Source organism: Caproicibacterium sp. BJN0003 (assembly GCF_026314295.1).
GTDB lineage: Bacteria > Bacillota > Clostridia > Oscillospirales > Acutalibacteraceae > Caproicibacterium.
Window position 1 is genome coordinate 1114438 of the sequence record NZ_CP111108.1, and the last position, 25197, is coordinate 1139634.

General features: G+C 41.0%; 22 protein-coding genes and 4 tRNA genes. 19 read left to right on the forward strand and 7 right to left on the reverse strand.

Annotation, left to right across the window (positions count from 1 at the left end):
• Nucleotides 1-234: 234 nt before the first annotated feature.
• Nucleotides 235-320: transfer RNA gene (locus tag OP489_RS05550), tRNA-Ser, on the reverse strand.
• A gap of 160 nt (nt 321-480) precedes the next feature.
• On the opposite strand from OP489_RS05550, the gene asnS reads away from it, so the two are divergent.
• From asnS to secF, 3 genes are all read left to right on the forward strand, one after another.
• Nucleotides 481-1875: an asparagine--tRNA ligase gene (asnS, locus tag OP489_RS05555; RefSeq protein ID WP_266163336.1), complete on the forward strand. Its 1395-nt coding sequence runs from the start codon at nt 481-483 to the stop codon at nt 1873-1875.
• Nucleotides 1876-2046: 171 nt separating this feature from the next.
• Nucleotides 2047-3327, forward strand: coding sequence for an aminotransferase class I/II-fold pyridoxal phosphate-dependent enzyme (locus tag OP489_RS05560; RefSeq protein ID WP_266163337.1), 1281 nt, complete (start codon nt 2047-2049; stop codon nt 3325-3327).
• A 207-nt stretch (nt 3328-3534) separates the two neighbouring features.
• The gene (gene secF / locus OP489_RS05565) at nt 3535-5976 is read left to right on the forward strand and encodes a protein translocase subunit SecF (RefSeq protein ID WP_266163338.1); all 2442 of its coding nucleotides are present in this window, start codon (nt 3535-3537) and stop codon (nt 5974-5976) included.
• Between the two features lie 61 nt (nt 5977-6037).
• Here the strand turns inward: secF and OP489_RS05570 are convergent, their stop codons facing one another.
• Both OP489_RS05570 and OP489_RS05575 read right to left on the reverse strand, forming a co-directional pair.
• On the reverse strand, nt 6038-6592 hold the full coding sequence (locus OP489_RS05570; protein WP_266163339.1) for a nitroreductase family protein: 555 nt from the start codon (nt 6590-6592) through the stop codon (nt 6038-6040).
• 69 nt (nt 6593-6661) lie between these two features.
• The gene (locus OP489_RS05575) at nt 6662-7888 is read right to left on the reverse strand and encodes a glycosyltransferase (protein ID WP_266163340.1); all 1227 of its coding nucleotides are present in this window, start codon (nt 7886-7888) and stop codon (nt 6662-6664) included.
• 209 nt (nt 7889-8097) lie between these two features.
• Here OP489_RS05575 and hprK point away from each other — a divergent pair, with 209 nt between their 5' ends.
• The 7 genes from hprK (at nt 8098) to pfkA (ending at nt 17204) form a co-directional block, all read left to right on the forward strand.
• Complete coding sequence (gene hprK / locus OP489_RS05580; protein ID WP_266163341.1) at nt 8098-9063, forward strand: HPr(Ser) kinase/phosphatase; 966 nt, start codon at nt 8098-8100, stop codon at nt 9061-9063.
• 20 nt (nt 9064-9083) lie between these two features.
• Nucleotides 9084-9839 carry a phosphatase gene (locus tag OP489_RS05585; protein ID WP_266163342.1) on the forward strand — a complete coding sequence of 252 codons (756 nt, stop codon included), beginning with the start codon at nt 9084-9086 and terminating at the stop codon, nt 9837-9839.
• A complete protein-coding gene (gene murB, locus OP489_RS05590) occupies nt 9839-10747 on the forward strand; it encodes a UDP-N-acetylmuramate dehydrogenase (protein ID WP_266163343.1) in 909 nt (302 codons plus the stop codon). Before OP489_RS05585 ends, murB begins: the two co-directional genes overlap by 1 nt.
• A gap of 27 nt (nt 10748-10774) precedes the next feature.
• Nucleotides 10775-11632, forward strand: a complete 858-nt coding sequence (gene rapZ, locus OP489_RS05595; protein WP_266163344.1) for an RNase adapter RapZ — start codon at nt 10775-10777, stop codon at nt 11630-11632.
• A gap of 14 nt (nt 11633-11646) precedes the next feature.
• A complete protein-coding gene (gene whiA, locus OP489_RS05600) occupies nt 11647-12567 on the forward strand; it encodes a DNA-binding protein WhiA (protein WP_266163345.1) in 921 nt (306 codons plus the stop codon).
• Nucleotides 12568-12593: 26 nt separating this feature from the next.
• Entirely contained in the window at nt 12594-16112 is a 3519-nt protein-coding gene (locus tag OP489_RS05605; RefSeq protein WP_266163346.1) for a DNA polymerase III subunit alpha, read from the forward strand.
• Between the two features lie 123 nt (nt 16113-16235).
• Nucleotides 16236-17204 carry a 6-phosphofructokinase gene (pfkA, locus tag OP489_RS05610; RefSeq protein WP_266163347.1) on the forward strand — a complete coding sequence of 323 codons (969 nt, stop codon included), beginning with the start codon at nt 16236-16238 and terminating at the stop codon, nt 17202-17204.
• Between the two features lie 166 nt (nt 17205-17370).
• Here the strand turns inward: pfkA and OP489_RS05615 are convergent.
• The 3 genes from OP489_RS05615 to OP489_RS05625 all read right to left on the reverse strand — a co-directional run bounded on the left by OP489_RS05615 (nt 17371) and on the right by OP489_RS05625 (nt 17606).
• A tRNA-Thr gene (locus OP489_RS05615) sits at nt 17371-17446 on the reverse strand.
• A 4-nt stretch (nt 17447-17450) separates the two neighbouring features.
• Nucleotides 17451-17527: transfer RNA gene (locus tag OP489_RS05620), tRNA-Asp, on the reverse strand.
• 3 nt (nt 17528-17530) lie between these two features.
• Nucleotides 17531-17606: transfer RNA gene (locus OP489_RS05625), tRNA-Trp, on the reverse strand.
• Nucleotides 17607-17834: 228 nt separating this feature from the next.
• Here OP489_RS05625 and rpsU point away from each other — a divergent pair.
• The 9 genes from rpsU (at nt 17835) to OP489_RS05670 (ending at nt 23441) form a co-directional block, all read left to right on the forward strand.
• The gene (gene rpsU, locus OP489_RS05630) at nt 17835-18011 is read left to right on the forward strand and encodes a 30S ribosomal protein S21 (RefSeq protein ID WP_180340819.1); all 177 of its coding nucleotides are present in this window, start codon (nt 17835-17837) and stop codon (nt 18009-18011) included.
• 103 nt (nt 18012-18114) lie between these two features.
• Nucleotides 18115-18639, forward strand: coding sequence for a YqeG family HAD IIIA-type phosphatase (locus OP489_RS05635; protein ID WP_323135426.1), 525 nt, complete (start codon nt 18115-18117; stop codon nt 18637-18639).
• Between the two features lie 5 nt (nt 18640-18644).
• A complete protein-coding gene (aroQ, locus tag OP489_RS05640) occupies nt 18645-19085 on the forward strand; it encodes a type II 3-dehydroquinate dehydratase (RefSeq protein WP_266163348.1) in 441 nt (146 codons plus the stop codon).
• 84 nt (nt 19086-19169) lie between these two features.
• Nucleotides 19170-19727: an elongation factor P gene (gene efp, locus OP489_RS05645; RefSeq protein ID WP_180340816.1), complete on the forward strand. Its 558-nt coding sequence runs from the start codon at nt 19170-19172 to the stop codon at nt 19725-19727.
• Between the two features lie 52 nt (nt 19728-19779).
• Nucleotides 19780-20217 (forward strand): CD1247 N-terminal domain-containing protein, encoded by a 438-nt coding sequence (locus tag OP489_RS05650; RefSeq protein WP_266163349.1) that lies wholly within the window; start codon nt 19780-19782, stop codon nt 20215-20217.
• Between the two features lie 127 nt (nt 20218-20344).
• Nucleotides 20345-21043: a Crp/Fnr family transcriptional regulator gene (locus tag OP489_RS05655; RefSeq protein ID WP_266163350.1), complete on the forward strand. Its 699-nt coding sequence runs from the start codon at nt 20345-20347 to the stop codon at nt 21041-21043.
• A 28-nt stretch (nt 21044-21071) separates the two neighbouring features.
• Complete coding sequence (locus tag OP489_RS05660) at nt 21072-22085, forward strand: ABC transporter substrate-binding protein (RefSeq protein ID WP_266163351.1); 1014 nt, start codon at nt 21072-21074, stop codon at nt 22083-22085.
• Nucleotides 22060-22839 (forward strand): ABC transporter permease, encoded by a 780-nt coding sequence (locus tag OP489_RS05665; protein WP_266163352.1) that lies wholly within the window; start codon nt 22060-22062, stop codon nt 22837-22839. Before OP489_RS05660 ends, OP489_RS05665 begins: the two co-directional genes overlap by 26 nt.
• Entirely contained in the window at nt 22836-23441 is a 606-nt protein-coding gene (locus OP489_RS05670) for an ABC transporter ATP-binding protein (protein ID WP_266163353.1), read from the forward strand. Before OP489_RS05665 ends, OP489_RS05670 begins: the two co-directional genes overlap by 4 nt.
• A 45-nt stretch (nt 23442-23486) precedes the next feature.
• Here OP489_RS05670 and OP489_RS05675 read toward each other — a convergent pair whose 3' ends face one another.
• Nucleotides 23487-25019, reverse strand: a complete 1533-nt coding sequence (locus OP489_RS05675) for a YifB family Mg chelatase-like AAA ATPase (RefSeq protein ID WP_266163354.1) — start codon at nt 25017-25019, stop codon at nt 23487-23489.
• Nucleotides 25020-25197: the final 178 nt, after the last annotated feature.

Consider the following 25197-nt stretch of genomic DNA (forward strand, 5'->3'; position numbering starts at 1 on the left):
AACTATGTGCCTAAATTGAGTAAATGACAAAGAAGATGGGGTACACCTTATTTTGTTCGGTATACTCCATCTTTTTAATGCTTTTTGTCTTTGATTTATTCTTGTAGGACGGCAGATAATTGTGGTCTAAGAGAAATATTTTAAAGGACAAAACTTTGTATTTATACATTGATAAATTATAAAAAACAATAAAAAAGAAAAGCAATTCGTTAAAAAACGAATTGCTTTTCTTTTTGGCGGAGAGGAAGCGACTCGAACGCTCAATGCCTTGCGGCACACCACATTTCCAATGTGGCTCCTTACCATTAGAATACCTCTCCAAATGGTAATTGCTTGTCTTTTTATTGGCGACTTTAATATTATATCGAATGTTTAAAGAAAAATCAAGTCTAATTTTTTGTTTTTTGAAGAATAATACTTGCAGAGCTGTTTTGGAAGGAATAAACTAAAAGAATCAACAATCAAAATGGAGGGCTTTCAATGGAACGCACAGAAATTAGATTTTTCTATCAGAAAGCGGAATCATATCAGGATGAATCGGTTACTGTTTGCGGATGGGTTCGCACGATTCGAAGCAATAAGCATTTAGGATTTATTGAATTAAACGATGGAAGCTGTTTTAAAGGAATTCAAATCGTTTTTGAGGAAGACAAGCTTTCGAATTTTGAAGAGATTGCTAAGACAAACGTAGGAGCAGCGCTTCGGGTAATTGGAAAATTTAAGCTGACTCCACAGGCAAAGCAGCCCTTTGAGATTCATGCGTCTCAAATCTTTGTTGAAGGAATTTCTACGCCCGATTATCCGTTACAGAAAAAGCGTCATAGTCTGGAATATCTGCGTACAATTGCACATTTGCGCCCGAGGACGAATACTTTTTCTGCAGCATTTCGGATACGTTCTGCAGCAGCTTATGGAATTCATAAATTCTTTCAGGAAAACGGTTTTGTCTATGTGCATACGCCTTTGATTACGGGCAGCGATTGTGAGGGAGCCGGCGAAATGTTTCATGTAACGGCTCTTGATCTTAACAATCTTCCTAAAACGCCGGAAGGGAATGTTGATTACCATCAGGACTTTTTTGGGAAGCACACTTCTTTGACTGTATCCGGCCAGTTGGAAGCGGAATGTATGGCATTGGCTTTTGGAAAGGTTTACACATTTGGTCCAACTTTTCGTGCTGAAAATTCTAATACAACGCGCCACGCGGCAGAGTTTTGGATGATTGAACCGGAAATTGCTTTTGCAGATTTAAAAGAGGATATGGATTTGGCAGAAGCAATGATGAAATCAGTTATTAAATATGTGATGGACACTTGCCCGCAAGATTTGGAATTCTTTAATCGGTTTGTGGACACACAGCTTTTAGATCGTCTAAAAAATGTAATTACGTCTGACTTTGTGAGAATTTCCTATAAAGACGCAGTTGATCTTCTGAAAAAGCAAAATGATCAGTTTGAATATGCGGTTTCTTGGGGAAGCGATCTGCAGACGGAACATGAGCGCTATCTGACAGAGCAAATTTTTAAAAAGCCGGTTTTTGTAACTGACTATCCAAAAGAAATCAAAGCTTTTTATATGCGACTCAATGAAGATGGAAAAACAGTTGCAGCTTCTGATTTGTTGGTGCCTGGAATTGGAGAAATTATAGGGGGAAGTCAGAGAGAAGAGCGTCTGGATCTTTTGTTGGCGCGGATGAAAGAGCTGCATATGCAGGAATCGGATTATGATTGGTATCTGGATTTAAGACGCTATGGCGGAGCAAAGCACGCCGGATTCGGGCTTGGATTTGAGCGGCTGATCATGTATCTTACAGGAATTCAGAATATTCGTGATGTACTTCCTTTTCCAAGAACGGCAGGATCTGCTGAATTTTAATCTGCATTTTTTAATAGCCTAATTGCCCATATTCTTTACATTTTTTTCTCAAACTATGGTTTAACTGCAGGATTTTAATTTTTTACTTGCATTTTCGAAAGAATTATTATACAATAATTTAGGTTTTCACAAAGTTACAATAGTTAAGGAAACGATGGGAGAGATGCTTTGATGGAATTTCAGTCAATGTCTAAGCAAGAGTTATCAGAGCTTTATAACAACCTGATGGCAAAATATCAGAATTATCAAGATCAGCATTTGAATTTAAATATGGCACGCGGAAAGCCCAGCACTGCGCAGCTGGATCTTTCTATGGAGATGCTGGATCTACTGAATTCCAAATCAAATATGAAAGCTTCCAGCGGAGAGGATTGCCGCAATTACGGCGTTGCAGACGGTTTGCCCGAAATGAGAAACCTCTTTGCCAATTTGCTTGGAATGGATGATCATAATATTATTGTCGGGGGAAACTCCAGCTTAAACATGATGTTTGATGCGATTTCCTGCTGTATGACACATGGATTTCAAGGCTGCAAGCCGTGGAGTCAACAGGGACATTTAAAGTTTTTGTGCCCGTCACCAGGATATGACCGTCATTTTGCAATTACAGAGTATTTTGGCTTTGAATTAATTTCAATTCCAATGCTTTCTACTGGTCCTGATATGGATGAAGTGGAAAAATGGGTATCGAATGATCCGACAGTCAAAGGAATTTGGTGCGTTCCGAAATATTCGAATCCAACCGGCATTACTTATAGTGATGAAACAGTGCGCCGCTTTGCTGCACTAAAACCTGCGGCTGATGATTTCCATATTTTCTGGGATAATGCTTATTGCGTACATGATCTTACGGATACGCCCGATCATTTGCTCAATCTTTGGCTTGAGTGCCGCAAATTGAATAGTGTTGATTTGCCTATCTTTTTTGCGTCTACGAGTAAGATTACTTTCCCGGGTGCAGGTGTAGCGGCAATCGCTGCCAGTGAAAAAAATCTGGAAGTCTTTAGAAAACATTTTTCTTATCAGACGATCGGTCCTGATAAGCTGAATCAACTGCGTCATATTGCTTTCTTAAAGGATATTGACCATGTAAAATTACATATGAAAAAGCATCGTGCGATTCTGCAGCCCAAATTTGAAGCAGTCGAGGCTGCTTTCGATAAAGAACTCACTGGAAAAGGAATTGCAGATTGGACTCATCCTAATGGAGGTTATTTTATCAGTCTTGATGTAATGGAAGGCTGTGCAAAAGAAGTTGTTTCTCTTTGCAAAAAAGCTGGAGTGATCTTGACAAATGCAGGAGCGACCTTCCCATATGGTAAAGATCCCAAGGATACCAATATTAGAGTGGCTCCATCATTCCCACCGATTGAGGAACTAAAGACCGCTGCAGATTTGTTGTGCCTCTGCGTACAAATTGCAGCTTGTAAAAAGCTATTAAAATCCAAATAAATATTTTTCTGTGAATTTTCAGTAAAACAGAAAAAGCCACAAAAAGTCGGGGACTCTAGAAGATGTCCCCGACTTTTTTAAGATGTATATTTGAAATTGAAAAATAGAAGAATTGACTTTTTGAGAGAATTCCTATACAATAAATAATTGCTTTGTAATTTATTTTAGTGAGTCATACAAATCAATGATGTAGGAGGATCAGGCGATATGAAACGAGTGAAAAAACCCATGTTTTTCATTGTCGCAATTCTCATCTTTCTCTTTACTTTTTCATCTGCTTTTGGCCTGTACAAATTAGATGGAGATACGTCAACAACGTACATAAAAGGTGTTGGAGATATCCGATGGGGAATTGATATTAACGGCGGTGTAGAAGCTACGTTCTCTCCGGATACGGAAGGAACAACAGCGACAAAAGAGCAGATGGACTCTGCAAAATCTGTTATTGAGACCCGTTTAATCAAAAACAATATTACAGATTATGAGCTGTATGCCGACTACAATCATGAACGGATTATTGTTCGTTTTCCATGGAAAAATGGAGAAGTGACATTTGATCCGGAAGAAGCAATCAATGAGCTTTCTGCAACAGCACAGCTGACTTTCCGAGAGGGAAATCAATATTCCAATCAGACTACGGATGACAACGGTAATATTGTTAAGACCGGTCCGACTGGCACAACGGCTTCCAGTATTCTGTTGGAAGGCAAAGACGTAAAATCTGCCAGTGCTGCAGTCCAGAATAATGAGTCTACCGGGAAACAGGAATATGTGGTTTCTCTGGAATTTACGGATGAAGGGGCTCAGAAATTTGCAGATGCAACGAAAAAAATTGCAAATGAAGGGTCTACACTTTCCATCTGGATGGACGATACCATGATTTCGTATGCGAGTGTAGATAAAACGAAGTATGGAGAAACTGGTATTACTGGTGGAAAAGCCGTTATTCAAGGTTCTTTTACAGCAAAAGAAGTTTCGACACTTGCAAATCAGATCAATTCCGGTGCTTTGCCGTTTAAGCTGAATACAACTAGCTTTAGTACTGTCAGTCCGGTTTTGGGGACAACTTCTCTGCAGGCAATGCTGATTGCAGGAATTATCGGGTTCGCCGGGATTTGCCTGTTTATGTTGTTTGTATTTCGCTTGCCCGGCGTTGTTGCCATTATTTCTCTATGCGGTCAGATCGCACTTTGCTTTGCGGCCGTATCGGGATACTTCCCATTTATTAACAGCTTTACTTTAACATTACCTGGCATTGCCGGCATTATTCTTTCCATCGGTATGGGCGTCGATGCTAATATTATTACAGCAACCCGTATTAAGGAAGAGATTTGCGCAGGGAAGAGCATAGACAATGCAATTCGTGCCGGTGATGAAAATAGTTTTTGGGCAATTTTTGATGGTAATATTACCACAATTATTGTATCTGTTATTTTGATGTTGGTCTTTGGCCCAACGAATATCCTTTCTTCTTTCTTTGGTCCAAGTACAACCGGATCGATTTATTCCTTTGGCTACACATTATTGATTGGCAACATCGGAAACTTTATCTTCGGCGTCTTTACCACCCGAACAATGACGAAGTCTTTGTCCTCCTTTAAATGTTTCCGTAAGCGCTGGCTTTTTGGCGGCGTTTCTGAGAAAAAACTGGCTGCTAATCCTGAGACTACTGGAATTTATAAATTCCATATTGGATTTAGTGAGAACAAAAAAATTTATATTGCCTTTTCACTTTCTTTGTTTGCAATTGGAATTATTTGTAACGTGATATTTGGCACACAACTGGATATTCAGTTTAAAGGTGGTTCCGTGATTAAGTATTCCTATCAGGGAGACCTTCAGTCCAATGACATGGAGCAAGTTGCAAAAGATATTACCGGAAAAGATGTGACGGTTCGGCTTTTAGGAGATATGGCTGGAGGATCGCAGCAGAAGAGTGTTTCAATTAGCTTTGCGGGGACCGATAATATTACAGTTGATCAACAGACGCAGATTGCACAGGCTTTGAGTGAAAAGTATCCTGACTCTCAATTTACAGTTGTTGAATCCAGTTCCATTAACCCAACGATGGGAAGCGATTTCTTTAAGAAGTGTATTGTTGCATGTATTATTACGGTAGTACTGCTTGTTTTGTATGTGTCTATGCGCTTTAAAAAGATTGGCGGATTTCCTGCCGGAACGATGGCAATTGTTGCTTTACTGCATGATGTCCTGATGATTTATTTCACATTTATTATTTTTAGGATTCCGATTAACGATAACTTTATTGCTGTTGCTTTGACAATCCTTGGTTACTCACTAAATGATACGATTATTATTTATGACCGTATTCGTGAGAATCGTCGACTTTTGGGAGGGCGTGCTTCCTATGCCGAGTTAGTGGATTTGAGTACGAATCAAACTTTGACTCGTTCAATTTATACCGCTTTGTGCACGTTCTTTGCAATCACTTGTGTGTTTGTGTTAGGGTCAATCTTCAATCTACCTAGTGTTACTACATTTGCGCTGCCTATGATGGTAGGGGTGCTTTCCGGCTGTTATTCTTCTGTTTGTATTGCTGGCCCACTTTATGTAGCTTGGGAAGAGCATAAGAAAAAGAAGAGAATTGCCGCAAAAGCTGCTAGTGCAAATTCACAGACCAAAAAATAAACTCTAAGATTAAGAAAAAGCAAGGTCCAACCGCTCCTTTGATCGGTTGGACCTTGCTTTTTTATTTTTTCGATTTTCCCCATGAGTCGTAGTAAACCATAGTATCCAAAGGCCTTCTAGGACGAGGTGCCGGGCGTGCTTCTGCAGAATATCCAATCGGAATAATTCCACATATATATTGATTTTCAGGAATTCCTAAAATTGGGTGGACGTCTTTTTGATCGAACCACCCGGTCCAGCAGGCCGCAAGGCCATCATGCTCCACTTCCAGTAAAAGATTTTCAATGGCAATGGCAGTGTCGCGAATAATTTGCTTTAGTTCCGGTTCTGGGCTGTTTTCATCGAGATGAAAGGGACCGTCTTTTTTTCTGCAGGTAATATCTGCAGTACAAACCAACAGAACAGGTGCTTCTTTCATCCATCTTTGATTATGATCTGCGGAAATTAAAGCATTTTTGATGGCTGCAGACCGGACAACAATAAAATTCCAGGGCTGTGTATTATCCCCGGAAGGAGCAAGCCTTGCACTTTCGATTAAATCAAGAATTTGTTTGTCTGTAACATCGCGGGTAGAATATTTTCGAATACTTCTTCTGGATTCAATTTCTTTTAGCATTTTGATTCCTCCTGTTACAAAAATAGAAAAGCCGCCGAAAAATCATTAGAAAATTCGGCGACTTTGAGTTTAATGATTATTTTGTGACTTGTTCGAAACATGATGAATATGCATGGAACCACTATTGGCTTTTTCGGCGCTGTGAGGGTGTTCCATTGCATTTCGATAATCCTGCACCATAATAGCGGCAAGCGCTTCACAGGTTAATCCTGCCGTGCTTCTTCTCACCAATTTTCGGAGAAGACCTTCGCCTTCTAAGTCAAGCTGGCTCAGCATACGCAGTTTGTCGCCCAGCTGAGAGGCGTGTTCAAACAAAAATCCGTTGACGCCTTCTCTTACTAGTTCAGCATTCGCACTGCTTTGTTCCAAAAGGACTGGAAGACCGGCCGCCATTGCCTCTAGAGGAGAAGCTTTGATCGCGGCAGACTTGCTGGCACTGACAAATGCTCTGCAGCATGAGAAACAGCGGTTCAAATCATCTTTTGAAAGGTCTCCTGCAAAAGTTACTTTTGAAGAGATTCCAAGCATTTTGGCACGCTCTGTCAGAATTGCAGAATCAGGTCCGCTTCCGGCAATGATCAGGCGAAGTCGATCCTGCACTGAAACACTGGAATTCCAATATTGAAGTAGTTCATTGACGCCGCAGTCTCCCATTAATCTGCCGGCAAAAACAAATGCAGTTTCGTCCGGCTGAATCTGCAACTGCTCACGCATTTCCAGATCGATTCCGTGGATTGGAGAAAAAGTCTCAAGATCAACGCAAAAAGGAGATCGATGCATTTTACAGTGAATATCAAGTTTGCGAAGAATCTCTTTTGTTTTTCCGGAAGGAACACAAATGGTATCGGCAGCAGTGCACAGCTTTCGTAAAGTGCTGCGAGCTTTCATTTTGAGAAGACTGTCATAAATGCGGTTGACACCAGCATCTTCGGTCGTATCATAAAGATTCAAAAGAGTCAGCACAAACGGAAGCTGGTTTGTTTCGGCTACATGAAGCGCAGAGAGTCCCATATCATCTGCTGTTACTGCGTGAATAATGTTGGGACGAAATGCTTCCATAATATCGTAAACCGGAGAAAGCATACTCGATTTTACAGAATACCCATAATAATTTGAAGACACCTTTGCGGGACAAAAAATAGTATCATCTTGAGTATAACAATCATCTGCTTCCGGATCGCAGGTAACCAATAAAACAGTGTGTCCTGCACGGGAAAGGCTTTTTTTCAGAATTGATACATATGCAGATGCATCACTGTGCGCATTACTTGCTCCGGAAAATAATGCAATTCTCATTGGGAGTCCTCCATTTATGCTAAATGTACAAAAAATTTTTCGAATTATTTTTAAGCGCTTCCATTATAACACGATTTCTGTTTTCTTAAAAGAAAATCTTTTGGTTTTGACTTTAAACTTATCCATCTATGCGATATAATGAATCTATTGTAAGTTTATTAGAAAATAATTTTTTTAGGACGTTACAATAGGAAAAGAGGGTGTTAAGATTGGCAGAAAATTTTACGGTTAGTCTTTCAAAAATCATTCAGGAAATTTCTTTGAATATTGTTAGTATGCCCTGTAATCCAGATGAAGTCTTGATTTCTTCAAAAGATGTGAATCGTCCAGGATTGGAACTCAATGGTTTTTATAAGTATTATGATACCACTCGCATCATTATTATTGGAAATGCCGAGACTGCTTTTTTAAATGATTGTACACCGGAGCGCCGAGCAGAAGTATTGGACAAAATTTTTTCAGCTAAGCCGCCGGCTGTTATTATTGCGAGAAATTTAACTCCGGCACCGGAACTTCTTGCTGCAACAAAGCACTATCAGATTCCTGTCTTAGAGACATCAGATACGACAAGCAGTCTTGTCGCAGCTTTAGTTACTTATTTAAACGAAGAGCTGGCACCTCGTGTTACGCGTCATGGAGTTTTGGTGGAAGTTTATGGAGAAGGAATCCTTTTGGTGGGAGACAGCGGCGTTGGAAAAAGTGAAACCGCAGTAGAACTCATCAAACGCGGTCATCGGCTGGTTGCAGATGATGCCGTAGAAATTCGTCGCGTTTCCGTAGAAACTTTAATTGGTCAGGCACCAGAAAATATTCGTCATTTTATCGAACTTCGGGGAATTGGAATCATCAATGCCCGCCGCATTTTTGGTATGGGTGCTGTTAAAATGAGCGAAAAATTGGATATGATTATTAATCTGGAACTTTGGAACAATGAAAAAATCTATGACAGAATGGGCCTTGATAATGAATATACAGAGCTTTTGGGAGTAAAAGTTCCTGTGTTGACAATCCCGGTAAAGCCGGGACGAAATCTTGCTGTTATTATTGAAGTTGCCGCAATGAATAATCGTCAGAAAAAGATGGGATATAATGGGGCACAGGAATTGTTAAAACATCTTGGAATGGACCCCGATATGATGAAACAAAAGGAAACAAAATTAGATTTGTCGTTTTAAATATTGGAAAGGACGAATGAATGAAGATTATCGCTGATTTGCATACACATACAGTTGCTTCTACGCACGCATATAGTACTTTGCAGGAAATGGTGACCGCAGCCTCTGAAATGGGGCTTTCTGCAATTGCTGTTACAGATCATGGAGTGGAGATGCCCGGCGCGCCTAAGGCTGGTACTTGGTATTTTTCCAATCTCCGATCAATTCCGCATCTTTACCATGGTATATTAGTCCTTCGCGGACAAGAAACCAATGTGCTCAATATGGAAGGGGAGATTGATCTCGAAAAGGAGGCGGAGCCATGGATGGATTGGGTTGTTGCCTCCATTCATCCGCCATGCTTTCGAAGTGGAGAAAAACAGAAGGATGTAACAAGCGCATGGCAGGGAATTGCAGAGAACCCTATCGTAAACGTAATTGGCCATTGCGGAGATCCCCGTTTTCCTTTTGACTACGAAAAGATGATTCCGATTTTTCGAGATGCAGGAAAATTAGTTGAACTAAATGAAGCTACTTTTTCTGTTCGGTCACAGTCAACTTCAAACTGTAAAAAGATTATGCAGTTATGTAAAAAATATTCAGCACCGATTGTTGTGAATAGCGATTCTCATTTTTCGGCGAATGTAGGAAAATTTCCGCAGGCTTTAGCACTACTGCAAGAACTGAATTTTCCGGAAGAGCTGATTATTAATTCAAATATAGAACGATTGAGAAAATATTTGCAGTGTTATACCCGTGTCTTTGAGGACCATGCCCTATCTGAAGGAGGATTTTGATGGAAAAGCTAGAAATATTAAAACGCACGGCCCAAAATGTGGGGTGTGAAGTAATAGAAAATGAACAGATGAGTCGCCATACTACTTTTCAAATTGGCGGTCCGGCGGATTTGTTTATTACGGTTTCCAATATTATTGCATTGAAAGACGTGATCAAGTCTGCAGGAGCATTGGGAATTCCGTTGCTGCCACTTGGAAACGGAAGCAATCTTTTGGTAAGTGATGATGGAATTCGCGGTGCAGTTTTAAATTTAAATGGAGATTTTCGAAAAATTTCTTTAGCAGATCCTGTTACCATTAATTGCGGAGCAGGAGCTACTTTGGCAAGTCTTTGCAATTTTGCGCGTAAAAATTCGCTGTCCGGACTTGAATTTGCATGGGGAATTCCAGGATCTGCCGGCGGTGCAGCCTTTATGGATGCGGGGGCTTATGATGGTCAGCTGAGCGATGTGCTTTTTTCAACTACGCATGTAACTCATTCAGGGAGAACAGGCTTCTTGATGGGAGAAGAAATGGAGCTTGGATATCGTTCCAGTGCCTATCAGACGAATGGATGTTTAATTACCTCTCTTGTTGTGCGCTTAAAGAAAGGAAATCAGGAGCAAATTTCCATGCAGATGGAAGAACTTTTGAAACGGAGAAAAGCAAAACAGCCTGTAGAATTACCAAGTGCTGGGAGTACGTTTAAGCGCCCTGAGGGGCATTTTGCAGGGACTTTGATTGAACAATGCGGATTAAAGGGTGCTAGAGTTGGAGGCGCTATGGTCAGTGAGAAGCATGCTGGCTTTATTGTCAACATGGGAGGGGCTACCTGTACAGATGTGCTGTCTTTAATTGAAGAAATTCAGAAAACGGTTTTGCAGCAGACTGGCATTTCTCTGGAATGTGAGGTCCGCTATCTCTCTTAGAAAAAGGAACACAAAGAGGAGGAAAAAATGAATTTTATTATTGTTACCGGTCTTTCAGGCGCTGGAAAATCGCGTGCGATGCATGCAATGGAAGATATCGGATTTTATTGTATTGATAATCTTCCGCCAAAATTAATTTCCCCTTTTTATGATCTGTGTATGCAGGCACAGCCTCAGATTTCACAAGTCGCAGTGGTAACGGATATCCGTGGCGGAGATATGTTTTCCAGCCTTTTTGAAGCCCTTGACAACTTAAAAGAAGAAAACAAACCATATAAAATTCTGTTTTTGGATGCGAACGATATTGTTCTTCAGAATCGTTTTAAAGAAACTCGCCGCAAGCATCCTCTGAGTGAAGATACCCACGGGATTGAGCAGGCGGTAAAATTGGAACGGGAAATTCTGCGTCCGGTGCGGGAACGTGCGGATTATTTGATCGATACTTCACTTTTATCTCCAGCACAACTCAAGCAGCGGATTGACAGCCTTTTTCTTGACAATGCTTCCAATGCATTGAGTATCCATTGCGTTTCTTTCGGGTTTAAATATGGAATGCCAACAGAAGCGGATCTGGTGTTTGATGTGCGGTGCTTGCCAAATCCTTATTATGTGGAAGAATTGCGTAACTTGAATGGACTCGATGAGCCTGTTCGCGCTTATGTGATGAAATGGGAACAAACGCAGGGATTTATTAAGCGTTTGCTCGATTTGATTGATTATATGATGCCGCTTTATTGCAGCGAGGGGAAGAGTCAACTGGTCATTGCAGTAGGCTGCACCGGTGGGCATCACCGCTCGGTAGCGATTGCACAGCTGCTTTATGATCATTTGATTGCACAGGGAATGCATGCTAGTGTGAATCATCGTGATATTCAAAAGAATTAGGAGGGAAGCAGGACGTGTCTTTTGCTTCTGCAATTAAATCAGAACTAAGCAAACAAAAAACTTCGCGTATCTGCTGTCGTACGGCAGAGTGCTATGGTATTTTGCTCTTTGGCCGTTCTTTTTCATTGAATGGAATTTCGTTTACAACAGAAAGTCCTGACGCTGCGCATTGTGCGTCACAAATGATCGCACAAGTATCCGGAGCTATCGTCGAGACGAAAAGAATTCTTCGCCGTGCTGAACACACGGCGTTCGTTGTATCAGTGGAAGATATTGAAGATCGCCGAAAGATCCTAAACATGTTCGGCCATGATGGAAACGAGATCCATTTACTTCTTAATCATGCGGTTTTGGAAAACGAATGCTGCCTGAGTGCTTTTCTGCGGGGGGCTTTCCTTTCCTGCGGAACCGGAGTCGACCCTCAGAAGGAATATCGTTTGGAGTTTGTAGTACCGCATTTTCACCTTGCAAAAAGCTTGAGCGCAATTTTGGCAGAAGTTCCTGAACTTGCTTTACAGCCGATCATTTCTAGGCGGCAGGGAGCTTATGTCGTTTATTTGACCGGCGGAGATCGGATTTCTGATTTTCTCACTTATCTTGGAGCTGTTCAATCCTCTATGGAAGTGATGCAGGCAAAAATGCTCAAAGAGGTCCGAAATAATGTCAATCGGAAAACAAATTTTGAGACGGCCAATATTGGGAAAACAGCATCTGCTGCGGCTTTGCAGATTGAAGCAATTGAACGCTTTTTGAATTTAGGCGGCTGGGCTGCTATTCCGGAAGAATTGCGGGAACTTGCGAAAAAGCGCTATGAAAATCCGGAGCTTTCTTTACGAGAGCTTGGGCAAAGTCTAGAAACACCACTTTCTCGTTCTGGCGTCAATCATCGTTTGCAAAAACTAATTGAGCTGTCGGAAAAATTACAAAAACATTGATCTTATAGAATCGGAGGTACCATTTTTTGTTTACTCATTTACATCTTCATACAGAATATAGTCTCTTGGATGGTGCCTGTCGGATTGAGCAACTGCTGGATCTTGCGGCCGAAAGAGGAGATAAAGCGGTTGCCATTACAGATCATGGGGTCATGTATGGGGCTGTTAATTTTTATAAAGCCGCAAAAAAGCGTGGAATTAAGCCAATTATTGGCTGTGAAGTGTATGTTGCACAGAGAACTCGTTTTGATAAAACGAATGAACTTGATGGTCAGAGCTATCATTTGGTACTGCTGTGTGAAAATAATACAGGCTATCAGAATCTGATTGCGCTTGTCAGCCACGCATGGATCGAGGGCTTTTACAATAAGCCGCGGGTGGATCTTGAGCTTTTAAAACAGCATCATGAGGGAATTATTGCGCTTTCTGCCTGTTTAGCTGGAGAAATTCCGCGTGCTTTATCGGCTGGAGATTATGGGGAAGCAAAAAAAGCAGCATTGCGGTATTCTGATATTTTCGGAGAAGATCATTTTTATTTAGAACTGCAGGACCATGGTTTGCCGGATCAGAAACGAATCAATCCGTTTTTGATTCGCCTTTCGAATGAAACAGGGATTCCGTTAGTGGTGACAAATGACTGTCATTATCTTACAAAAGAAGACAGCAAAATGCACCATGTCCTTCTCTGTATTCAAACGAACCATACGATTGATGATAAAAATGGGATGGAGTTTGGCAGCGAGGAATTTTATTATAAAACGGAAGAAGAAATGCGGTCGCTTTTTCCGGATCATCCTGAGGCGGCGGACAATACAAATAAAATTGCAGAGCGATGTAATGTGACCTTTGAATTCGGAAAGACAAAACTGCCTCATTTTGATACGCCGAATGGGCAAGAGAATTTTACGTATTTTCGGGAAAAATGTTATGCAGGACTTCATCTTCATTATGGAGAAAATCCGGCTCCTGAGATTGTACAGCGCCTCGAATATGAATTGGGCACGATACAGAAAATGGGCTATGTAAATTATTATTTGATTGTCCATGATTTTGTTCGTCATGCAAAAGAAGTCGGAATTCCGGTGGGCCCTGGGCGTGGGTCCGGTGCGGGAAGTTTAGCGGCATATTGTATTGGGATTACTGGGATCGATCCGCTGAAATACGATCTGCTGTTTGAACGCTTTTTAAATCCGGAGCGTGTCAGCATGCCGGATTTCGATATTGATTTTGCAGATGATCGTAGATCTGAGATGATCGACTATGTAGTTCAGAAATACGGTGCAGACCATGTGGCACAAATTGTTACTTTCGGCACTATGGCAGCCAGAGGCTCCATTCGTGATGTTGGAAGGGCAATGGGGATCCCCTATGCTACTGTAGACGAAGTGGCAAAGTTGGTGCCGAATGATCAGAAGATGAAAAATATCACTCTGCAGAAGGCACTGGAAAGTTCTCAGAAGCTGAGAGAACGATATGAAGCAGATGAGCAGATTCATGAGCTAATTGATATGGCTCGCAAAGTAGAAGGAATGCCAAGAAATGCTTCTACTCATGCGGCAGGCGTCGTGATTACGGATCAACCAATTGCAGAATATGTTCCGCTTGCGAAAAATGGGGATTCTGTTGTTTGTCAATATACGATGACAACACTAGAAGAACTGGGCCTTTTAAAAATGGATTTTCTGGGGCTGCGGAATCTTTCGGTTATTCATGATGCAGTCGAAATGATTCATGTTCATGATTCGGATTTTTTGATTGATAAAATCCAGACTGATGAGCAAAAAGTGTTTCAAATGATTAGCGCTGGTGCGACAGACGGTGTTTTTCAGTTCGAATCTTCCGGAATGCGCAGTATGATTATGCAGCTTCGACCGGATTCTCTGGAAGATTTGATTGCTGCGATTTCTCTTTATCGTCCCGGGCCTATGGAATCAATTCCACGCTATATTGAAAATCGACACCACCCGGAAAAGGTGACTTATCGCCATCCGCTTTTAAAACCGATTCTGCAGGTGACCTATGGTTGTATTGTTTATCAGGAACAGGTTATGCAGATTTTTCGTTCCCTTGCTGGATATAGTCTTGGACGAGCAGATATTGTGCGCCGTGCAATGAGCAAAAAAAAGCATGATGTCATGCAGAAAGAACGTGAGATTTTTATCCATGGACTTGTTTCGGAGGACGGTACAATAGAAGTTCCCGGATGCCTGCGCAATGGGGTCCCGGAAGAGACGGCTCAAGCAATTTACAGCGAAATGGAAAGCTTCGCTTCTTATGCGTTTAATAAATCTCACGCGGCAGCATATGCGTATCTTGCATATCAGACTGCCTATTTAAAATGCTTTTATCCAAAAGAGTATATGGCAGCACTGATGACCAGCGTTTTGGATAATACGAATAAGCTTTCCAAATATATTGCAGAGTGTGATCGGTTAAAAATTCGCGTTTTGCCGCCTAGAATTAATCAGAGCATGGTTGGATTTACTGTTTCGGGAAACGATATTCGTTTTGGTCTTCTTGCTGTTCGCAATCTTGGTCGCGGCTTAATAGAGACAATCATTAAAATGCGTCAAGAAAATGGGTCTTTTCTTTCTTTTTATGATTTTTGTAAAAGAACCTATGGACTCATAAATCGCCGTGCATTGGAAAGCCTGATAGAGTGTGGTGCGATGGATGATCTGGATGGAAATAGACATCAGATGGCATCGGCAGTAGAATCAGTTTTAGCTTATTTGGATTCGGATCACCGAAAAAATCTGGATGGACAGATCGGATTCTTTGATCTTGGAGAAGAAAAGAAGCAAGAAGAATTTCATTTGCCTAAAGTTTCTGATTATTCTGCTTCTGAAAAATTATCTCAGGAAAAAGAAGTGACTGGAATGTATCTTTCCGGACATCCAATGTCTCCGTTTTCGGATTGCTATCGTCAGCCTGGAATCACCAAAATAGGGGAGATCATAGATGATCTTCAGGAAGAAAGCGGTCAGTATCATGATGGAGACATGGTATGGCTCCTCGGAATTATTACCCGCAAAAAATTAAAGACGACAAAGAAAAATTCGACCATTGCTTTTCTAACGTTTGAAGATTTATATGGGTCGATTGAAGTTTTGGTGTTTTCAAAAATTTTGGAAGAGAATTTTTCCCTTCTGCAGGAAGGAATTATTTTGAAGATTTATGGAAAAATTAGTGCAAGAGAAGATGAAGCCCCAAAGTTGATCCTTGAGTCTTTGGAAAAAGTATCGGATCCAAGCCAAGTAGAAAAGTTAGCAGAATCGCCCAAAATTTCTACTGAGCCTTCTTCGAAACATCATCCCAAACCCGGGCTTTATCTTAAAGTAGTAGGGGAAGAAGATCCAAAATGGATTCAGGCAAAAAAAGATCTGGCAATTTTTAATGGCATTGTCCCTCTTTATGTAGTTTTTCAAAAAGAGAAGAAGTTTTTCCGAGCACCTCGATCTATGGCCGTTGACGTCAACGAACCTTTGCTTCGGGAATTGCGCAGACTTCTTGGAGAGGAAAATGTTGCCTTTGTGGAACAGTGATTCATTTTTCTATATAGAAGAGATAAAAATCCATATCTTAAGTCGTTGTATTTTTAACAACTTTATATTATAATAAATTAAAGTAAAGTAAAAACCGATTAAAGCAAATAGGAGGACTACCAAATGGGAGCGAAATCAATTGCAGTTTTAACAAGCGGCGGAGACGCCCCTGGAATGAATGCAGCTGTTCGTGCAGTCGTACGTACCGGACTTTATTTGGGGATGCGTGTAATCGGTATAAAACGGGGATATAATGGACTTTTATCCGGTGATACAGTGGAAATGAATCTGCGGAGTGTTTCGGATATTATCCACCGTGGTGGAACAGTGATTTATACAGCACGCAGTCCGGAATTTAATACGCCGGAAGGCGTAAAAAAAGCGGCTGATATGTGCCATAAACTCGACATTAGCGGTGTAGTCGTTATTGGCGGTGATGGTTCTTTTCGTGGTGCAAGAGATTTAACGGGAGCTGGAATTCCCTGCATTGGTATTCCAGGAACAATTGACAATGATATTGCGTCCAGTGAATATACCGTTGGTTTTGATACTGCAATGAATACAGTCGTTGAAATGGTTGATAGACTGCGTGATACAACAGAGTCTCATGACCGCTGCAGTGTTGTAGAGGTTATGGGGCGTCGCTGCGGAGAACTTGCATTGCAGTCCGGCATTGCAGTAGGTGCAACTTCTATCCTGGTCCCAGAAGTTCCTTTTGACTTTCAGCGAGACATTGTGGATCGCATGAAGTTTACACAGAAAGCTGGAAAGCGCCACTTTATTATTGTTGTTGCAGAAGGCGTTGGTGGGGTAGAAGAGCTAGGAAAACGAATTAAAAATGAAACAGGAATTGAAACGAGAGTAACGATTCTTGGGCATGTGCAGCGCGGTGGCTCTCCGACTCTGCGGGATCGTTTAGTAGCAAGCGAAATGGGATATCGTGCAGCAAAGCTACTGTATGAAGGTAACAGCAACCGTGTCGTTGTTATGCAAAATGGAAAAATTATTGATTTAGATATTACAGAAGCTTTGAATAAAAAGCGTGAGTTTAATATGGAACTCTATAAGATTGCTCATGTGATCTCAATTTAAATTGAGATCGTTATGAAATATTCCTTCTTTCAATTCTATTTTTTGCAAAAAGGCAAGAGTGGCTTATCAGATTTTGGTAAGCTGCTCTTGCCTTTTATAGCTCAGTATTTTAAATTAAAATAAACATCAAAAAGCCCCAAAATCCATATGGATTCTGGGGCTTTATTGGAGCTGCTAATGCGATTCGAACGCATGACCTCATCCTTACCAAGGATGTGCTCTGCCAACTGAGCCATAGCAGCAAAATGGCGACTCGGAACGGGATCGAACCGTCGACCTCTAGCGTGACAGGCTAGCGTTCTAACCAGCTGAACTACCGAGCCAAATGGCAGGGGCAGAAGGATTCGAACCCTCGGCACGTGGTTTTGGAGACCACTGCTCTACCAGCTGAGCTATGCCCCTATTTCTGCGAAGTGTCATCAAGTGAAGATTTTCCCCCGCGACGCGAGTTTTATAATAGCACTTAATGATAAGGTTGTCAAGCAGGTTTTTACAAAAAGCTCGCTTTTCGACAGAACAACAGAAACTTCTGATACAGGCTTGACATTTCCACTGAAAATCAGTATAATATTTTTCATGTAATATGATTACAAATACCCCTGCCTAGTCAGCGGATGGGAGGGAAAATAAATGGCTGAGATCCGAATTAAAGAAAATGAGTCTCTGGATAGTGCCCTCAGACGGTTCAAAAAGCAATGCGCAAGATCTGGCGTGATCGCAGAAGTCCGGAAACGTGAGGCTTATGAGAAGCCTTCTGTTCGGCGCAAGAAAAAGTCCGAAGCAGCCCGTAAACGCAAGTATCGGTAATTTTATTCCGAATGCGTTGTAGGTTTCAGAGGTATCCAATAGAAAGCGGGCCTAAAAGGCCCGCTTTTTTATCGAAAATTTACTGGACAGAAAGGAATCCACTTTGATAGATACGAGATATTCAATGCCTACTTTGGGAGCAGATAAAGTGACGGATATTACTCCGGAGGTCCTTCATAAAATGAAGGTCTCATCAATTATCCTGGATGTAGATAATACTTTATCAGCGCCCGGTAAGCAAACACCATACCCGGGAACAATTGAATGGGTTCAAAAGATGCTCAAAAATAATTTTCAAATTATCATTCTATCCAATAATTTTAAAAGACGAGTTTCCCCCTTTGCAGCTAAATATTATCTGGATTCTTTGTCATTAGGTTGTAAACCTCTTCCTTTCAGTTATTTTGCTGCTATGAGACGTTTGCACTCTTCCAGACATAATACCGTTGTAATCGGAGATCAGGTCTTCACCGATATCGTTGGTGCAAATCTTGCCGGCTTGCGGTCAATCCTTTTGACACCGCAGACTCTGGAAAGCAAACGCTCGTTTGTTTATCGGCGCAGCAAGGAAAATCGGATTCGAGAGTATCTTCGAAAAAATGGCTTGTATATTTCCAGTAAGGAGTGAGGAAAATGGCTAATAAAAAGAAAATTTTGTTTTTATTAGGGCCTAACTTAAATATGATCGGCATCCGCGAAAAAGGTGTTTATGGGGAAGAAACTGCTGAAAGTATTTATCAGCAGGTAAAAGATCTTGCGGGGCAGATGGGCTATGATTTGGATATCTATCAGTCAAACCATGAAGGAGATCTGATTGATCAGATCCATGCAGCACGCGGCGTTTATAATGGCGTAATTATCAACGCTGGAGCTCTGACTCATTATAGCTATGCTTTACGCGATGCGATCAGCAGCGTAAGAATTCCGTTTATTGAAACCCACATGAGCAACATCTACGCACGTGAAGAATTTCGCCATTTGAGTGTGATTGCACCAGTTTGTGCAGGACAAATCTCTGGCTTTGGAAAGACCAGCTATTTTTTGGCTCTGCAGGCTTTAAAAGATTTGATTTAACCTGCTTTTGAGGAAAAAGAGCTTGAATTTTTCACGGAAATAATATAAACTGATAAGAGTAAATAAAATAGTGGAGGAATATCTATGATTTCTGCAGGTGATTTTCGCAACGGCGTTACGTTCGAAATGGACGGCCAGGTCGTTTCGATTATTGAATTTCAGCATGTAAAGCCTGGAAAAGGCGCTGCTTTTGTCCGTACTAAAATCCGTAATGTGATTACCGGTGCTGTAACAGAGAGAACGTTTAACCCAAATGATAAGTATCCAACTGCTTACATTGAGCGTAAACCGATGCAGTATCTTTATAAAGATGGAAATCTTTATTATTTTATGGACACCGAAACTTATGAGCAGATCCCGATTAATGAGGATGTTCTTGGTGATGGATTTAAGTTCGTAAAAGAAAATATGGAATGCAAAGTGCTTTCTTATAAAGGAAATGTATTTGGCATTGAGCCGCCGAACTTTGTAGAACTTAAAATTACAAAGACAGATCCTGGCTTTAAGGGTGATACCGCCACCAATGCGACAAAACCAGCTACTTTGGAGACTGGTGCAGAAATCAAAGTTCCTTTGTTTATTAATGAAGGCGAAATGATTCGCATTGATACCCGTACGGGTGAATATATGGAGCGCGCGTAATCCAAACTATTTTTGGTAGAAAATAAATGATTTATTTAAAAGGAGGCACATCATGACAAATACGGAAAGAGTTGCTTATATTCGTGGCTTAACAGAAGGTTTGGAATTGGATGCCGATAAAAAAGAAGTCAAAGTGATTAATGCAATCATTGATTTATTGGATGATATGGCGTTGTCTATTACCGAAGCAGAAGATAACATGAATGATATGGCAGACCAACTCGATGCTGTCGATGAAGATCTTGGCTCTTTGGAAGAGGATTTCTACGAAGATGACGAAGATGATGACAGTGATGACGAGGACGATGACACCTATTATGAAGTCACTTGCCCTAATTGTAATGAAACGGTTTGTCTGACAGAGGACATCCTTTCAGACGGACATCTTGATTGCCCCAATTGTGGCACACCATTGGAATTTGAACTTGATGACAGCTGTGACTGCGGCTGCTGTGATACCGAAGATACAGACGATTCTGAAGATAAATAAGTAGGACTTTTTCTTCAAGGAGGCGTTGCTTTAGCAGCGTCTCTTTTTTTGATAGACTTGACTAAATAATGGAAATTAGATATACTTTAAGTGTAATTTGTATTATATGAGGCAAGTTGGAGGATTTATGGAACCGATTTCAAAAGAAGAAAAAGACTTATCACTTTTTTCGAAGGTGTTTCTTTTTGACCGTGTCGATGATAAAATTGTAAAAAATTGTTTTTACGATGATGCTTGCAGATGCTTCCACTATGGGTGTGGGGAATTGATTCATGACCCTAAGGGTGTTATTTTAGTGCTTTCAGGTGAATGGAAAGCTTTTCGCAGAATTGGAAGAGATACCAAATTATTTTTAAAAAGATTTCAAAGCGGCGACTTGTTCGGAGTCGGATCAGCTTTTCGAACAGAAGAAGCTCCTTCGGATTTATATGCCGATAAAGCTGGACATTTGTTGCAAATACGACGAGACTGTTTACAGCGCTTATTTTGTGCTGAGCCAAAATCAGCTGAAAATTATATCGTTTATTTATCTGACCGTGTTACCCATTTAACCGGACGCCTTGCGGATTGTTCCAGCCGTACGGGAGAGGGCAGATTAAGTGCATGGCTTTTATCTCTTTATATTCGCGCAGGTCGTACTTCCCCAGTTCAGCTACCATGCAGTCTGACAGAACTGTCGGAAATGCTAAACATCAGTCGTGCTACTCTTTATCGCTATCTTGATGTATTAGAAGAAAATAAAATTATTCATCGGATTGGAAGGACAATTTATTTTTTGGAAGCGGAAAAGTTATTGCAATTTTCACCAGCTTCGGAACTGAATTAATGTTGATATTTGCAAGGAGAATTTAATCATGACCTGTAAAAAAAGAATTTTGGCTTTGGCAAGTGCTTTTCTGATGTTGATTTCTACTGCTGGATGTGGTACTACTAAAGCGGACTCCCAAATGGCTTCTTCAGATTCTTCACAGATAAGTGGGACAAAGGTACACGTTGCAACATTAAAAGGGCCAACTGGATTTGGAATGCTTCAGATGATGGATCAGGCTGCCTCTGAAAATTCTTCTTACGAATTTTCTGTTGATACTGCTCCTGATGAAATTGTATCTGCATTGGCTTCAGGGAGTGCCGATATTGCCGCTATTCCAACAAACTTAGCCGCAACACTTTATCAAAAGACTTCTGGAAATATTCAGATGGCGGCAGTTAACACCTTGGGAGTACTTTGGCTTGTTACAAATGGAGAAACGATTTCTTCTATTCAGGATCTTAAAGGAAAGTCGATTGAGGCTTCTGGAGAAGGTGCGATTCCTGAATATGCATTAAATTACATTCTTCAAAAAAATGGATTAGAACCAGGGAAAGATGTTACAATTTCCTATTCTTCTGAACACAGTGAACTGGCAGCAAAAGTCATTGCTGGAAAAGTACCGATTGCAGTTTTGCCGGAGCCTTTCGTCACACAAGTGCTTGCCAAAAACAGCAGCGTAAAACGTTCATTGGATTTAACCTCAGAGTGGGGAAAAGCTACTTCGGATGGAAGCATTCTTTCTATGGGCTGCTTGGTTGTACGCAAAGAATTTGCAGAGAAAAACCCACAAGCAGTACACGATTTCTTAAAATCATATGAAGCGAGTACACAATTTACAAATTCTTCTCCAACCGAAGCTGCAAAATTGGCAGAAACTTATCTTGCAATTCCTGCACAAGTTGCAGAAAAAGCAATTCCAAACTGTAATATTGTTTATATTGACGGGCAGAAAATGAAAGACAGCATTCAGCCGTTTTTACAGGTTTTATATGATTTTAATCCGAAATCGGTAGGAGGAGCACTTCCGCAAGATGACTTCTATTACGTCGAAAACTGATTATCGCTTTTTAAAAAAAATTTTTGCAGTTTTATTTTGGATTTTACTGTGGCAGGTAGCAGCCCAACTGATTGGGCAAGAAATTCTTTTAGTATCGCCTATTTCGGTGGGAAGAAGAATTATCGAGCTGGTCGTTCAGCCAATATTTTGGCAGTCTATCACAGCTTCAATAGGATGTGTCTGCTTGGGATTTTTGTTAGGTGTTATCTTCGGTGCAGTTCTTGCATATCTAACGACACAATTTTCGGTGCTTGATTTTTTATTCTATCCACTTCTCAGCGTCATTAAGGCGACTCCGATTGCGTCTTTTATTATTCTAGCTTTGGTTTGGCTATCTGCAAATCAAGTCCCCATATTGGCGTCTTTTTTAATGGTGTTACCCATTATTTGGAGCAATCTTTCTGAAGGAATCCAGAAAATAGATAGCAATTTAGGTGAGGTAACAGAAGTCTTTTCTCTTTCTAAAAGCAGAAAGCTTTTGTTGTTTTATCTTCCCTCAGTACTTCCGTATTTTTCTGCGGCCTGTACAACTGCATTGGGACTTGCTTGGAAAGCAGGTGTTGCCGCGGAAGTTCTTGCAAATGCAAAAAGGTCGATTGGCGGAAATATTTATGCTTCGAAAATTTATCTTGAAACGACTGACTTATTTGCATGGACCGTTGTTGTTGTAATTTTAAGTGTAATATTTGAAAAACTGATTCTTTGGATCATGAAAAAGATGCTTCAAAGATTTAATTTGCAGGGAATTTTATGAAATTATCAGTTAGCCATTTAAATGTTTCTTTCGGAGAAAAAGTTGTAATTCGGGATTTTAGCATGAATTTTTCTTCAGGCAAAATTACCTGTTTGACGGGCCCTTCAGGCTGTGGAAAAACAACGTTGCTGCGTGTTTTATGTGGGCTGCAAGAAACTAAAACCGGTGTGGTTGACAATCCCTTTTCAGTAAGTTTCGCATTTCAAGAAGACCGACTTTTTCCATGGCTTTCGGCGCAAGATAATATTGCGGCTGTTTTGCCGGGAAAAAGGAAAGACACAAAGACAGAAGCGAAAAGTTGGCTAAAAAGAGTCGGCTTAGAAGGAGAAGAAGAAAAATTACCTGCTTCTCTTTCGGGTGGGATGTGTCAGCGTGTTTCACTGGCTCGTGCATTAGCAGCAGATCGAGAATTGCTGCTTTTAGATGAACCTTTTCATGCAATGGACGCAGCTATTAAAAAGCAGTGTATGGATCTGATTCGTTCCAGCTCAAAAGGAAAGACTATTATTTTTGTGACGCATGATTTGGAAGAAGCAGAACAATTTGCTGATGAAATCTGTTTTTTTTCCGGTATCCCATTAACATTGGAAAGAAGATCATAAAAAAGAGGACATATTCCTAAAAATAGGAGGATGTCCTCTTTTGACTTATATTTGTCTGTTCCAGTATTTGCGGTCCAATGATCGGTATTGTACTGCTTCTGCCACATGACGGGGTAAAATATCTTTCTGTCGGTCAAGATCCGCAATCGTTCTTGAGACTTTTAATACACGGTTATATGCTCTTGCAGAGAGCCCTAACTTTTGAAATGCTTTTTTTAAAAGTACTTCTGCCGGTGGGGTCAGTCTGCAGGCTTGCTGTAAAAATTCAGGCGTGATTTTTGCATTTGACCGGATATTAGTGCCGGAAAATCTTTGGTTCTGAATTTCTCTAGCTTCCTGCACCCTTTCCTTTATTGCACTGCTGGGTTCTGCCTTCTGCTTACTAGCTAAAGCTTCATAAGCAACAGGCGGAACCTCAATATGAAGATCAAGACGATCGAGTAGCGGCCCACTAACACGGTTTAAATAGCGGCTGACCGCTTGAGGAGTGCAGATGCATTCTCGGGTCGGATGGCCATAATATCCGCATGGACACGGATTCATCGCAGCAACCAGCATGACAGAACAGGGATAGCGAATACTACCGCTAACGCGGGAAATTGTAACCGTGCCATCTTCCAAAGGCTGACGAAGCGCTTCAATGGCAGTGTGATTAAATTGTGGGAGTTCATCTAAAAAAAGGACCCCGTTATGTGCAAGTGAAAGTTCTCCAGGATGAGGAACCTGTCCACCTCCCGATAATCCCGCAGCAGAGACGGTATGGTGAGGGGATCTAAAAGGCCTTCTTTGAATCAAGGAGGAACCTTCTGGCAGTTCGCCCGCAATTGAATAAAGTTTCGTCGTTTCAATTTGTTCTTCAAAGCTCAGATCGGGTAAAATAGAAGGCAGACATTTTGCCAGCATGCTTTTTCCGGAACCGGGAGGTCCAATCAAAAGAATATTGTGCCCACCGGCAGCGGCAATTTCCAAAGCACGTTTTGCCTGTTCCTGCCCACGAACATCCGCAAAATCGGGGAATCCCTGTTCCAATTTTAAAGTGGGAGTTTCCGGATCTTGTGGTGAAATTCTAATTTCTTTATGCAAAAATTTTAAAAGCTCTTTCACATCTTCAATGGGATAAACCTCCATGCCTTCCACAACAGCAGCCTCGGCTGCATTCGTTTTCGGCACAATGATTTTTTTAAATCCTGCCTCGAAAGCGGCAATTGCCATAGGAAGGACTCCTTTAATGGGACGAAGCTCTCCAGAAAGAGAAAGCTCTCCAAGGAATACAGTATCACGAAAATTTTCTTTTAATTGTCCGGAAGCGCAGAGAAGAGCTATAAAAATTGGCAAATCATAAATAGAGCCTTCCTTTTTTTGGTTTGCCGGAGCTAGATTTACAATGATTTTTCCGGTAGGGAAGGAGAGCCCGCAATTTTTAACTGCAGAACGGACGCGGTCTCTGGATTCCCGTACAGCAGCATCCGGAAGCCCAACAATTTCAAAGGATGGAAGTGCTCGGCTTACGTCTGCTTCTACATAAACAGGGAATGCAGTAAACCCGTAAATTCCCATACTACATATCTGAGTGACCATTTTTTACCTCCTCCGGATAAGCTGCCTTTATTATACAACTTTTCCTTTGGAAAAAGGTAAAAAAAGCTCATATTTTGTGAGATTTTATGAATCCTTTGCAATATCGAAAGAATTTTTGGACAACTAGAAAAATATTTGTTGACTTCACTTAAGAAATGCTGTATGATAATGACAGTTT